The sequence below is a fragment of the Pyxidicoccus xibeiensis genome, assembly GCF_024198175.1.
In the GTDB taxonomy this organism is placed as follows: Bacteria; Myxococcota; Myxococcia; order Myxococcales; family Myxococcaceae; genus Myxococcus; species Myxococcus xibeiensis.
The window spans coordinates 588,194-600,932 of sequence record NZ_JAJVKV010000004.1 but is presented as its reverse complement, the minus strand read 5'-3'; the positions used below and the strand labels follow the sequence as shown (position 1 = coordinate 600,932).

The 12,739-nt window shown below is 71.3% G+C and carries 12 protein-coding genes and 1 pseudogene; 2 read left to right on the top strand and 11 right to left on the bottom strand.

Going from position 1 to position 12,739, the window contains the following annotated elements; translation table 11 throughout:
- Positions 1 to 6 precede the first annotated feature (6 nt).
- From LXT23_RS20310 to LXT23_RS20280, 7 genes are all read right to left on the bottom strand, one after another.
- Complete coding sequence (locus LXT23_RS20310) at positions 7 to 861, bottom strand: DMT family transporter (protein WP_253981860.1); 855 nt, start codon at positions 859 to 861, stop codon at positions 7 to 9.
- The gene (locus LXT23_RS20305) at positions 861 to 2,138 is read right to left on the bottom strand and encodes a hypothetical protein (protein ID WP_407692905.1); all 1,278 of its coding nucleotides are present in this window, start codon (positions 2,136 to 2,138) and stop codon (positions 861 to 863) included. The genes LXT23_RS20310 and LXT23_RS20305 overlap by 1 nt, the downstream gene beginning before the upstream one ends.
- Positions 2,139 to 2,185: 47 nt before the next feature.
- Positions 2,186 to 2,497 (bottom strand): 4a-hydroxytetrahydrobiopterin dehydratase, encoded by a 312-nt coding sequence (locus LXT23_RS20300; protein ID WP_253981859.1) that lies wholly within the window; start codon positions 2,495 to 2,497, stop codon positions 2,186 to 2,188.
- Between the two features lie 52 nt (positions 2,498 to 2,549).
- Positions 2,550 to 3,917 (bottom strand): hypothetical protein, encoded by a 1,368-nt coding sequence (locus LXT23_RS20295; RefSeq protein ID WP_253981858.1) that lies wholly within the window; start codon positions 3,915 to 3,917, stop codon positions 2,550 to 2,552.
- 26 nt (positions 3,918 to 3,943) lie between these two features.
- Complete coding sequence (gene glpK, locus LXT23_RS20290; protein WP_253981857.1) at positions 3,944 to 5,434, bottom strand: glycerol kinase GlpK; 1,491 nt, start codon at positions 5,432 to 5,434, stop codon at positions 3,944 to 3,946.
- A 91-nt stretch (positions 5,435 to 5,525) separates the two neighbouring features.
- The gene (locus tag LXT23_RS20285; RefSeq protein ID WP_253981856.1) at positions 5,526 to 5,771 is read right to left on the bottom strand and encodes a hypothetical protein; all 246 of its coding nucleotides are present in this window, start codon (positions 5,769 to 5,771) and stop codon (positions 5,526 to 5,528) included.
- Positions 5,772 to 5,920: 149 nt separating this feature from the next.
- Entirely contained in the window at positions 5,921 to 7,663 is a 1,743-nt protein-coding gene (locus LXT23_RS20280; protein ID WP_253981855.1) for a ligand-binding sensor domain-containing protein, read from the bottom strand.
- 375 nt (positions 7,664 to 8,038) lie between these two features.
- On the opposite strand from LXT23_RS20280, the gene LXT23_RS20275 reads away from it, so the two are divergent.
- The gene (locus tag LXT23_RS20275) at positions 8,039 to 9,004 is read left to right on the top strand and encodes an MBL fold metallo-hydrolase (protein ID WP_253981854.1); all 966 of its coding nucleotides are present in this window, start codon (positions 8,039 to 8,041) and stop codon (positions 9,002 to 9,004) included.
- Between the two features lie 49 nt (positions 9,005 to 9,053).
- Here LXT23_RS20275 and LXT23_RS20270 read toward each other — a convergent pair whose 3' ends face one another.
- Complete coding sequence (locus tag LXT23_RS20270; protein ID WP_253981853.1) at positions 9,054 to 9,641, bottom strand: hypothetical protein; 588 nt, start codon at positions 9,639 to 9,641, stop codon at positions 9,054 to 9,056.
- 77 nt (positions 9,642 to 9,718) lie between these two features.
- Positions 9,719 to 10,564, bottom strand: a complete 846-nt coding sequence (locus LXT23_RS20265; protein ID WP_253981852.1) for an AraC family transcriptional regulator — start codon at positions 10,562 to 10,564, stop codon at positions 9,719 to 9,721.
- A 157-nt stretch (positions 10,565 to 10,721) separates the two neighbouring features.
- Here LXT23_RS20265 and LXT23_RS50670 point away from each other — a divergent pair.
- A pseudogene (locus LXT23_RS50670) lies at positions 10,722 to 11,057 on the top strand (helix-turn-helix domain-containing protein); the annotation flags it as partial.
- A gap of 131 nt (positions 11,058 to 11,188) precedes the next feature.
- Here LXT23_RS50670 and LXT23_RS20260 read toward each other — a convergent pair.
- Positions 11,189 to 11,509, bottom strand: coding sequence for a hypothetical protein (locus tag LXT23_RS20260; RefSeq protein WP_253981851.1), 321 nt, complete (start codon positions 11,507 to 11,509; stop codon positions 11,189 to 11,191).
- Positions 11,510 to 11,804: 295 nt separating this feature from the next.
- A complete protein-coding gene (locus LXT23_RS20255) occupies positions 11,805 to 12,665 on the bottom strand; it encodes a hypothetical protein (RefSeq protein ID WP_253981850.1) in 861 nt (286 codons plus the stop codon).
- Between the last annotated feature and the right edge of the window lie 74 nt (positions 12,666 to 12,739).

Here is a 12,739-nt window from a genome sequence, read left to right as displayed (position 1 = left end):
CACGCGTCACCGCCGCGCGGGCACCGCCTTCGCTGACAGCGCCAGCAGCACGCCCGCCAGCAGGGCCCCGCCCGCCAGCGCCAGCCGGAGTGTCACCACCTCCCCCAGCAACAGCACCCCGCCCACGGCCGCCAGCACCGGCACCGAGAGCTGCACGATGGCCGCGCGCGTCGCCGTCAGGTGCGGCAGCGCCGCGTACCACAGGCTGTAGCCCACGCCGGACGCCAGCGCTCCCGAGGCCACCGCCAGCGCGACGCCCCGCCCCGTCGCATGCGGCGTCCCCTGCACGAGCCACCCCACCCCCGACAGCGCCACCGTGAAGGGCACCGAGCGCAGGAAGTTGTCCGCGGTGGCGGCCAGCGGCGTCCGGTTGCCGCGCCCTCTCAGCGAGTACACGCCCCACGCCACGCCCGCGCCCGCCATCAGCGCCGCCCCCACCGTGTCCGGCGCGGAGGCGCCCGGCGCCGTCAGCCCCACCAGCCCGCCCAGCGCCAGCAGCAGCCCCGCCACCTCGCGGGCACGAGGCCGCTCGCCACGCACCAGGCCCGTGCCCAGCATCGTCGCCTGCACGCAGCCGAACAGCAGCAGCGCCCCCACGCCGGCCCCAATCCGCACGTACGCCAGCGAGAAGCCCGCCGCGTACGCGAAGAGGGCCAGCGCGGATGGCCAGGAACCCCCCTCGCGCCGCCCGCTCCGCATCCGCAGCAGCACGGCCAGCACCACGGCACCGGACACCAGCCGCACCCCGGTGAAGGAGGCCGCGTCGATGAGCCGCCCACCGCCCGCCAGCGCCGCGCGGCACAGCAGCGAGTTCGCCGCGAAGCCCACCAGCGCCAGCACCGTGAACACGCCCGTGCGCATCACCGCCAGAAGCCCACGGACAGGCCCACGTTGGTGTACCGGCGCGCCAGGTCGAACGACGCGGTGAGGGCCCAGTCCTCCCAGTAGCGGAAGATGAACACCTCGAAGCCGCCCGTCACGTGCGGCCGCGCCGGCCTGCCGTCGAAGGGCGAGGGCTCTCCGTACACGCCCGCCCGCAGGCGAATCATCCCCGGCACCGTGTCGTGCTCCACGCCCAGCCGCGGGGCGAACTCCGACGTGTGGCCCACCGACTCCGTCTCGCCCGTGGAGGCGAACGAGCGCAGCGGCACCGCGTTGTCCACGCCGGAGATGAGGTCCACCTGCGCGCTGATGAGCCACCGCCCCGCGGGCACGCCCTTCGGCTCCTCCTCCGGCACCGGCAGCGCGTCTCCCTCCACGAGCAGCTGCCGCCGCGCCGCGGGAGACAGGCGGTTGTAGCGCTCCGCCCCCTCGCCGAACCGCCAGCTCGCGCCGAGCGACAGCACCGCTGGAGCCACCACCGCGCCGAAGAGGGGCCGGCCCGCCAGCGTGGGCGACTGGCCCGGCTCCTCGCGCCAGTCCGCCACCACCTCCGGACGCACCGTCACGCCCAGCCGCCACGGACGCCCGTGTGGCCGGTACAGCATGTCCACCTCCACGCCCGTGTCGCCGTAGCGAAGCTCGTCACCGCCGGACGACAGGCGGAACGACGCCTGCGCCGCGTACAGCCCCAGGGCGAGGATGAAGTCGTCCTGCCCGAAGGCCACCGCCCCCGCGAGCACCGACTGCGTCAGCGATACGCGGATGCGCTCGCTCTCGCCCGCGCATGCCACGGTGGCGCAGTAGGTCACCACGCTGTTGCGCAGCGCGAAGCCGATGCCGAAGCGCTTGTACTGCAGCAGCAGCCCGCCCAGCAGCTGCCGGCGGTCCTCCGACTCGTCCGGCCGCCCGTCGTTGTCCAGGTCGCGCTTGCGCCCGCCGGTGAAGGGCAGGTCCAGCCAGGACAGCGTGACGCCCAAATCCCAGTCCTTCTCCAGCGCGGGGCCCCGGTGCGCCAGCGCGGCCAGGTTGCTGGGGAAGCCCGCCGCGCCCTCGGCAATGCCCACGTACGCGCCGCCCAGCGCCACCACGCGCGCCGAGCCCAGCAGCGTGCCGGTGTTGAAGTACAGCCGCTCCGGGCGCGGCGCCTCCGGCTCACCCTCCTGCGCCCACGCCGCGGGCGTCGCGCCCAGCAGCGCCGCGCAGCCCAGGCTCCGCAGCCACCCTGCGCCCCGGGCGGGGGCCGTGCGCCTCGCCACCTCGCCCCGGCCACGGAGCACCCATCCACTCACCCGCGACACGGTGCTCACTTCGCGCGCACCACCTCGGCGAAGAGGCGGTCCGCCTCCGCGGCCAGGCCGGTGTCGCGGAACGTGAGGCCTCCGGCGTCATGGGTGACGAGCGCCAGCGTCACCTTCCTCCAGCGGATGTCGATGTCCGGGTGGTGGTCCGCCTTCTCCGCCGCCTGTGCGACCTTCTCGACGAAGGCGATGCCGGCGAGGAAGGAGGGCGCCTCGTACGTGCGGCGAATCATCCCTCCCTCGTGCTTCCACTCGGGGTGCTGGGCGAGGAAGGACTGGAGCGCCTCGGGAGCGAGCAGCGTGCGGTCTTGGGCCATGCCCGCTTTCTACCCGCTCCCGCGCCCGAGGGAAGCCGTCTGTCACGAGCCGTCAGCGGGTGGACTGCCGCGCGAAGATTCGCACCCCGCTGCTCGTCCCCGACATGTCCTCCCAGATGAAGTGCTGGCCGGTGCGGGGCGTGAGGGTGTTGGGCGGCGCGCGGGGCAGCAGCTCCAGCTCCAGCAGCCCCTTCTCCGGATTCCAGAGCGGGACTGCATAGGTACCGATGCCTCCCTGGCCCGAGGCCACCAGGAACGGAACCGTGGGCCCCGGGCGCAGCAGGTAGTTCGACACGGAGAGCTGCCCTTCGAGCGGCAGCTCGCCCTGCTCCACCAGCCGGCCGTTCAGGGCGGTGTAGCGCCGGAGCATCGCCGTGGCGGGGACCGTCGAGGTATTGACGGAGCGCGTCCAGACGACGCCGTCCTCGTAGCCCACCGGGTCTCCCTCCAGCGTGTGGCACGCCTCAGCTGACATGGGCACGTAGGCGCCCGTCACGCCAGGCCGGAAGGGACAGGCCTGGGTCCCCGTCACGCCCGTCCGCGGGTCCAGCGTGCGGCTCACCACCAGCACCCGCTCTGCGGCGCGCACCAGCAGGCCGGGGATGGAGTCCCCGCCGAACGGAGGCGGCACGGCCGAGGAGGTCCACGGTGTCACCGGCGAGGAGGTGAGGCCGCCGGCCCCGGTGACGGTGAAGCGCAGCAGGGAGGCGCCGGTGAGCAGCAGCAGGTCCTCCCCGGTGGCGAGCCGTGAGTGCGGGCCCGGAGCGAACCCTCCGCCCGTGCTGATGCCGGAAGGCAGGGGCGCGGTGCCCGTGAGCTCGAGCGGACCTGCGCCCCGGTCCACGTAGCGCAGCACCCGGTCCGACTCCATCACCCACACCACGTCCCCGGCCACCACCGTCAGGTGGGTGGAGTTGGCGGTGAGCGCCTGAGGTGTCGCGTCCGGGGCTCGCAGCGCGGTGGTGCCGCACAGCCAGGTGCCGCTCGTGGTGCGGTCCAGGTACGTGCAGTGGGGCTGCGAGGGCAGCTGCGCCAGCGGACGCTCGCTGGAGCGGTCCGTCAGTGCCTGGACGCCGAACTGGTGCAGGCTGCCCACCGGCGCGAAGGCGACGACGATGTGGTGGCGTCCTGTCACCGTGGGCGTGAAGCGGATGGTGGCGGCGCTGCCGCCGACGGGCAGGTCCGCCGTCGCGGGCACGGGCTGGTTCTGCGAGTCGTACACCTGCACGGTGACGGACTCCGGCTTCCGGGCCGTCCCTCCCTCCATGCACGCCCGGCTCAGGTCGGCGGTGACGACGAGGCTGACCTCCTGTCCCACGCCGACCAGCTGCTGGCCGGGCGGCTGGGCGGGAAAGCCGCCGAAGCAGGGCTCCTCCACGCCGGGACAGCCGGCAAGGCCCAGCGCGAGCAGGGCCGTCAACACGTGCCTCCAGCGCGCGGCCCCCATCACGCCCGCTCCACCGCGCGTTTCCACTTGGCCAGGTGCCGCTCGCGCACGTCGGTCCGCATCTTCGGCTTGAAGGTCTTGTCCGCCTTCCACGCCCGGCGGATGGCGTCCGGGCTGTCCCAGACGCCCGCGCCCAGGCCCCCGAGGAAGGCGGCGCCCAGGCTGGTCGTCTCCAGGTTCTTCGGGCGCACCACCGGCACGCCGAGGATGTCCGCCTGGTACTGCATCAGGAGGTTGTTGGCCGCCGCGCCGCCGTCCACCTTGAAGACGGGGATGTCCCGCCCGCTGTCCCGGCGCATGGCGTCCGCCAGGTCATGCAGCTGCAGGGCGATGCCCTCCAGCAGCGCGCGCGCGAAGTGGGCCACGGTGGTGGAGCGGTCGATGCCGGCGAACAGGCCGCGCGCCTCGGGACGCCAGTGGGGCGCGCCCAGGCCCGCCAGGGCCGGCACGAAGACGACGTCCCCGGAGTCCTTCACGCTGGCGGCGAGCGCCTCGATGTCCGGCGCCTTCTTGATGACCTTGAGCCCGTCGCGCATCCACTGCACCGCGGCGCCGGCGATGAAGCTGCTGCCCTCCAGCGCGTACGTGGTGGTGCCGGTGCCGCCCAGCCGCCACGCCACCGTGGTGAGCAGGCCGGAGGTGGAGCGCACCGGCGTGCTGCCGGTGTTCATCAGCAGGAAGGCACCGGTGCCGTAGGTGCACTTGGACTCGCCGGGCTCGAAGCACGCCTGGCCGAAGAGGGCGGCCTGCTGGTCTCCCGCCATGCCCGCCACGGGCACGCCGTCCGGCAGGCTGCGCATGCCGCGCGTGGTGCCGTACACCTCCGCCGAGCCGCGAATCTGCGGCAGGCACGCGGCCGGCACCGACAGCATGGCGCGCATGTCGTCGCTCCACTGCAGCGTCGTCAAGTCCATCAGCAGGGTGCGGCTGGCGTTGGACACGTCGGTGACGTGGGCCGCGCCGCCGGTGAGCTTGTAGACGAGCCACGTGTCGATGGTGCCGAAGCACACGTCGCCCTTCTCGGCGCGGGCGCGCGAGCCCTTCAGGTGCTCGAACATCCACGTCAGCTTGGTGCCGGAGAAGTACGGGTCCACGACGAGGCCGGTGACTTCCCGCACCCGCGGCTCCACGCCCTTCTCCTTGAGGCGCCGGCACATCTCCGACGTGCGCCGGTCCTGCCACACAATCGCGTGGCTCAGCGGCTTGCCGGTGCCGCGCATCCACAGGCCCGTCGTCTCGCGCTGGTTGGTGATGCCCACCGCGGCGATGTCCCGGCCGGTGAGGCCCGCGTCCTTCAGCGCGCGGGCGATGCACCACTCGCTGGTGGCCCAGATTTCGTCCAGGTCGTGCTCCACCCAGGACGGCTTGGGGAAGTGCTGGGTGAACTCCTTGTAGGAGCGGCCCACCAGCTGGAGCTTCGAGTCGAGGATGGAGACGTGGGTTCCGGTGGTGCCCTGGTCCAGGGCCAGCACGTACTTCGCCTTCGGCATGAGGTGACTCCTCCCAGCGGCGGACAGCCAGATGGGAGGAACCTACCCCAGCAGGGGGGCCGGACAGGCGAGCTTCCTGTCCGGCACCTGTCTAGTAGCCCATGGGAGGACGGCGGCTGCCGAGGAAGCGGCGCAGGCCGTACGCGGCCAGCCCACCCATGGCCATGCGGCCCAGGTTGCTGCCGAAGAAACCTCCGGACGCGGCCCGGCTCCGGCCGCCGTACCCGAAGCCCAGCGGACTGCGCCCGTAGCTGGTGCGGCCCCGGTTCCAACCCCCCGAGCCATAACCGCGACGACCGCTGGCGTAGCTACCGAGAATGCTTCCCAGAAGAGACATGGTGCGGCCTCCTGTGCGTCAGTGAAGGCCCTCGCTGGAGTGCGAGGGCGGAGTGCCTTCAACTTGACGCTGCCCCCCAGGGAGGGCACCCCTTTGCAGGCAGGCGGCCCTGCTCGCCTTGGGGCGGCCCGGGAAGCGGGCGGGCAGGCTCAGCGCCCGGTGTAGATGCCGATGGCGCCGGGGTGGACGATGTTGCCCAGCGCGTCGCGGTAGGCGCTGAAGGCCACCAGCACCTTGCGGCTGTCCCCGGTGCCGACGACCTGGATGTCCCAGATGGGCAGGCCCGCGAGGGGGCCGAGCACCGCGTTGTGGCTGACGAAGTCGCCCTCGGTGTGCATCCGCATCAGCCCCCGGCCCCAGCGGTGGCCAATCCACAGGCTGCCGTCCCGCGTGTCCCGCTCGAGCGAGGAGACGAAGCGGTCGGGCTCGCCTCCGAGGTGGTGCGCCGTCACCTGGCCCGTGTCGCTCATCTTCGCCAGGCCCCAGGCGAAGCTGGAGACCCAGACGGTGCCGTCCGGCATGAGCACCAGGTCGCTGACGAGGTCGTCGACGCGCTGCTCGGGGGTGGGAATCGTCGGCTCGGCCACGGCGTCCGGCCACAGGTCGATGCGGTTGGCGCGGTGCTTCTTCTCCTCGGTCTGCTTGCGCGCGGCCTCGAAGTTCCATGGGGCGCCGGTGCCCACGTGGCCCACCGCGTTCGTCATGATCTTGAAGCGCGAGGTGCGGATGTGCGAGCCCAGCCACACGTCGCCGTCGGGCCGCACGGCCACGCCCCAGACGTCACCGGCCAGCCGGCTGTCCTCGGTGGCGGCGTCGCTCATGGCGATGGCGGGGTGGACGTGCTCCATGACGCCGTACTTGCAGCGCTGGCGCGGCTCGCGGCCCACCTCGTTCCCCTGGGCGTCGCGCTCGATGTAGAGCCACGCGTTGGCGGCGCGGACCTGCGGGTCTGAGCACTCCACGGCGCCCTGGTAGTCCGGCTCGCCCCACGCGAGGCCGTGGTTGGAGGCGAACCAGAGGCTGTTGCGCTGCTTGTCCCAGACGATGCGGTTGACCGAGCAGAGCTTCTCGCGGTGGCCGTAGCCGGGCACGGAGTGCGCGGGCGAGTGGATGTCGTAGTGGATGACGCGCAGGGTGCCGTCGTCCTGGAGCTCCACGCGGTCCGCATCGCCGCTCTTGAAGATGGCGGGGTCCTCGAGCTCGCCCGGGGCCTTGTAGAACTCGCTCTCGCAGTTGGGCCGGCCCTCGTAGCCGACCCAGACGGTGCCCGCGGGGCCGCCCGTCACCGCCGTCACCTTGAGGTAGCGCTGCTCCGGCGCGGGGTCCTTGCCCTTCCAGGGGGCCCACGGCTTCAGCCCGTCGGCCATTGTGTAGCACTTGAAGGTGGAGGCCTCCGGGCGCAGCAGGCAGAGGCCGTCCTCGCCACCCGCCACCCAGAGGTTGCCGCCCTCGTCCTGGGTGATGCCCAGCACCTCGCGTGGTGCGCCCTGCGCGCGCCCGAGGAACCGCCAGCCGGCCGCGTCGGGGGGAACGTTGTTTCCGCCCGTGCTGCCGCCATCGGGCGTGCCGGAGTCCGGGGGGCCCGCGTCCGGCGTGCCGGAGTCAGGAGTGCCGGAGTCTCGGGGCCCTGCGTCCGGTGTGCCGGAGTCTCGGGGCCCTGCGTCCGGTGTGCCGGCATCGGGCTCGGGAGGCGGTGGCTCCTCGTCATCGGGCGGAGGGTCTTCCTCGTCATCCGGCGGCGGGTCCTCGTCCTCGTCGTCGGGAGGCGGGTCTTCGTCATCTCCGGGTTGTTCGACGGGAGGGTTTCCGAGCGGGTCGCCCGGGTTTCCTCCCACGGCTGACTGGGGCTGCGGCTCGCCCCCGCAGGCCAGCCACACTGCCGCACCCAACACGCCCGCCCACCACCTGCCTCGTCCCAGCCAGCTCATACCCCGGTCTACCTCCAACGTCCTCGGGCGGACGTCCCACCTGCAGCCACGGAGCCAAGAGGCAAGCGGGGTGCCAGGGCTTGACGGCGCGCGACGCTGACCACGTGACAGCGGGAGGGAAGGGCGCGGGGTGACGTGAGGTGTCGTGCTTCCCATGAGAGGAAGTCCCGCGCCTGACCCGGCGGGGCGAGAAGAGCGTCCGATGGACGGTGAGAGGTGTTGGCGGATGGGAACAAATCCCCGGCGGATGCGCGCAAGCGAGCCACGGGGTGAAACGGCATCTTCCGCCTCGCTCGCCGGGACCTGTGGCCCGGCTCTTTCGACGCGAGGACGCGGAACATGGCTTTCACGATGAGGCAGACGGTGCTGGTGCTGGGAGTGGTGCTGGCGGTGGGGTGCGCGGGTTCGAAGGCGAACCTGGTGGACGCGGACGTGGCTCGGTACACGAGCGATGCGAACGGGTTCGACACGCACTCGTTCTTCTATGACACGGGCGCGGAGGTGGTGGTCTTCGACGCGCAGTTCACCGAGGCGGAGGCGGAGAAGGTGCTCGCGGCCATCCGGGCGAGGACGGGCAATCCCATCCGCTATGTCGTCGTCACGCATCCGAACCCGGACAAGTTCAACGGCGTGGCGGTGTTCCAGCGCGAGGGCGCGAAGGTGGTCGCCAGCGAGGCCACCGCCGCGGCGATTCCCGCCGTGCACGCGTACAAGAAGTACTTCTGGGTGAACGTGGTGAAGGCCTTCACCGAGGAGACGTACCCGGGGCAGGCCACGGTGGACGTCACCTTTCGCGGCACGTACGCGCTGCCGCTGGAGGGGGACGCGAAGGTGGAGCTGGCCGAGCTGAAGCACGCGGGCGTGGCCACGACGCAGACGGTGGCGTACGTGCCGGCGCGCAAGGCGCTCATCGTGGGGGACCTGGTGCACCACCAGGCGCACGCGTGGCTGGAGGGTGGCCTGCGCGAGGGCAAGGTGGTGCCGGACATGGCGGCGTGGAAGGCGGCGGTGGACGAGCTGGCGACGTGGCCGGATGCGACGGTGTACGGCGGCCGGGGCGAGGCCGCGCCGGTGACGGAGGCCATCGCCGCGCAGAAGCGGTACCTGGACGGCATGGTGACGTTGGTGAAGGGCTACGCGGTGGAGCTGGGGGACAGGAAGGCGGAGCTGTGCGGTGACGCGGCGGCGCCGCACCACGCGGAGCTGCAGAAGCGCGCGGCGGCGGCGTTCCCGGAGTACGCGCTGCCGTACATGGTGGGGTACTCGGTGTACGGACTGGTCAACCAGCTCGCCTGCGGCGGGTAGTTCGCAGGGAAGTGAGTCTGTCGGGTTGTTTCGAATCGCGAGTTCGGGGTCACCGCAGCTTCAGCGGCCCCCGAAACTCCTCGGTGTCCGCGAGCCCGCCGAGCCATACGGTCTTATTGGCTGCCTTCCCAAGGAATCCTTCCGCCTTGGTGCTCAGCCACGTCGGATCGAGCGCCCCGCAGGAGCTGTCACCCACGGCGACGAAGGCGTACCGGAGGTTCTTGATTGGAAGGGGAACGGCGTCCTGCCGGCCTCTTGGACGCAGGGCCAGTTCCTTTCCTGCGTCCGCAGTCGCCTCGATGGTCGCGAACTTCCTGAAGTCGGACTCCCAGACGACGCCCTGATTGGCTGCGTTCTGGAGCTTCAGTTCGAGAATCCAGCATTCCGCCTGCTCTGGCAGGAGCACGCACAGGTCGGGCATGAAGTCCTGCTCACCTACTGGCAGACGGGGTTCCACATAAACGTGGGCTCCTCCGCCGAGCACCCGGAGATGGAAGTAGAGGCTCGCCTGGAGCGCGCGTTCCGTCCCGATGAAGCCGCTGAGGTAGTCGTTGCGGACGCCGGTCAGCCAGGCCGTACGGAGTATCTCCGCGAACGGCTGTTCGCCCACGACTGCAACGCCAGTCTTTTCGGTCATGATGGTCACCCCCGGTTAGCAACATTGCACGGAGGCAGGAGCCGCCGGGAGCGCGGCCTTGGCCGACGGTGGACTTCTCAACCGACTCGTCTGCGACGCGGCGTTCGCGCGGGAGCGGCCCGGGGTGGCGGTAGCGCCCCCCGGGTGATGCGCTGGCGGAAGTCGCGCGGGCGCTCACTGGTGAAGGCCGTGAAGGCGTGGGTGAAGGCGGCGAGGCTCTCGAAGCCCACGGCGTAGGCCGTCTGGGTGACGCGGGCGCCGTCCTCGGCCAGCAGCTCCATGGCACGCAGCATGCGGGCGTCATGGAGGAAGCGGCGCCACGAGGTCCCCGCCTCCTCCTCGAAGCGGCGCGCGAGGGTGCGCTGGGACAGCCCCGCCGCCTTGGCCGTGCCCGCGAGCGTGACGGGCCCGCCGAGCCTGGCCAGCGTGTACGTCATGGCGCGCTCCAGCTCCGGCGTGCGAGCGCGAGGCAGCCGCCACTCGCGAGGCTCCGCCGCCCACTCCGCGAGCAGGTGGACGAGGGCGGTGAAAAAGCTCTCCGCCACCGCATCGCGAGGTGCGCGCTCCGGCCCCCAACGTGTGGAATAGAGGAGCATCTCCCGGGCGAGCGGAGGCAGGACGAAGACGCGGCACTCACCCTGTGGCGCAGCGGGCACGCGAGAGGGCTCCAGGTACACGGTGCACAGGGTCGCCGGCTGTGTGGCGCTCACGCGGTGACGGGTGCCTCCGGCAAGCCAGGCGGCACGCTGCGGAGGAAGCAACCACTGCGCGTGAGCAACCTCCAGATGCAGCGCACCCCTGGCTGCATAGAGGAGCTGGTGCCTTCGGTGGGTGTGCCAGCCGGAGGTGAAGGAGGTCAGCTCATCAGTGAGACAGAAGGCGGACGCGGGCGCCGCGTCTACGTCCACCAGGGGCTTGGGCACCGTTCCTCCATTTCTCCGCGTGAGTCTCGTTCAGTGGAGTCCGAGCTGGAGCATAGGGCAGGGAACTCCAGGCCTGTCCTGCTCGGCCTCACCTCCGTACCGCAGGGGAGTGAGACTCGCCTTTGGGCATCCACTCGAGACGCGGAGGGGGCCTGCAATGCCTGACAGGAGGCTGGCTGCTGAAGTGCCCGTCTTGCCGCGACGGACCGTGGTCTCCGGTGACCTGCCCGGTTGTCCGCCGTCGGCATGTCAGCCCCACCCGGTAGGAAGGTGCTGGCGGAAGGAACGTTCCTTCCACGGGCGGGTCGGTCCGGCAGGGGGTGGGCAGATGATCATGGAGCTGTACCAGCAGTTCATGGCCACGCGGATGGAGGAGGCGGCGGCGGTGATGGCGCAGCGGGGCTACGACAAGACGCCGGCCGCGGAGCTGGCGCGGGTGATGCGCATGTCGGTGGGCTCGCTTTACCGGCGCTATGGCAGCAAGCGCGGCTGTGCGCTGGCCATTCGGGACTTCTCCGACGACGAGCTGTACCGGTATGCGCGCTACGAGTTCCAGATGGCCAGCACGGACGAGGGCGCGGGCTTCCGCGAGGGCTTCTTCGCCCTCTGGCGGCTGCTGGCCAATTACGTGTTGCGGATGCCCGGCGTCTTCAGCTTCGTCTTCCTGCACGCCCGTCCGGAGCAGGGGCCGGACGACGAGCGAGGCTGGCGGGTGCGAGACCTGATTCGCGAGGTCGTCAGCCAGGGCGAGCGCGACGGAGTGCTGGAACCGGGTTCGGCGATGGCGAGGACGTGCCTGGTGTGGGGCGCGCTGGCGGAGCTGGGGCGGGTGTCGGCGAGGTGGGAAGGGGCGGTGACGGAGGAGGACGTGCTCGCGTCGGTGGAGGCACTCTGGCGGGCGCTGGGGCCCAGGGAGAAGTCGGCGCCCCGGGGGCCTGGAGGCATGCCGCCTCCAGACGGAGGAGAGACCTCGGAAGAAACACCCGACAGCGGGCGGGCGGCGGCCGCAGGTGACGACACGTGCCCTGCTTCGCCAACCAGGCTGCCTGTGGACATTGAAGGGCCTGGGACCGCGACGCATGCCGAATCCCCGGCGGCTTCGCGTGATGATTCGAGGCACCGTCCGTTCGAAGGCCGTAGCCGTTCCCGGCACAGGTCGGAACCCGGCCGGAGCCGGACTCCCGGCTCTGTGTCACACTCCTTGCGCTGTGCACCGGCGAGGCGGCTTCCGGAGAACCCCTTACCCCGGCTTCGAGTTGGAGTGGTCCGTGCTCTTGCTCACCAGGTACCCGCCGTGGCTGATGGCGAGCAGGGCGACGAAGCCCTGCGACAGCGGAGGCAGGGTGTCCGTCGCTCCCCGCATCACCGCCATGGACACGTCCACGAAGTAGCTCACCGCGGCAATCGCCGTGAAATAGAACATCTGCACCTTGGCCAGGTCCACGTGCGCGGTGTTGCCGACCTCGTCACCCTGGAAGATGTCCGAGATGCGCGCGTCGTGGAGGCTCTCGTTGGCGTAGAGCACTCCCTGCCGTTGGGCGTCGATGCTCCCCTTGCTCTCGTTGGGAAGCTGCGCCGCCGTGCGCAGCACGGTCTTGTCGTCCGGCTGGCGCTGGCGCTTGCCACCGAGGATGAGCGGCGTCCCCAGCAGCGACGTCGAGGCAATGCCCATTGCCCACCAGAGCTCCTGCGGAATGCCCACGTCCACGGCGTTGGCCGTCCCTGCCTTCACGCGCGCCACCACCATCGTCAGGTAGCCGGCGACGACCACCACCGTCCACACGGAGGCCTGGAAACGAGACAGGCTCATCAGGTTGCGCTCGTTGATGAGCACGCCAAACGGTGTCCCGGAGATGGTCTGCCCGAGCACCAGCATGAAGGCCGCCAGCACCGCAGCCGTCGCGACGTAGCTCCAGCCAGGAGCCACGAACCACGCCGCCGTGAGGGCCAGTAGCGGCAGGACTCCCGTGAGCACCACCAGTCGGGCGTTCTCCGGCCGCGGAATCGTGGAGACCGTTCCTGCCCCCGAGCTCGATGTGCCGGAATCGGCGGTTCCCACGATGCTCGCGGCGAGGACCTGCGGCTTGCCTTCAGCACTCATGACTTCCCCCCTTGCGGTGACCCGAGAATACCAACCCAGGCAGACGCGCACCGGAGGCGGGAGGTTCCATCGCC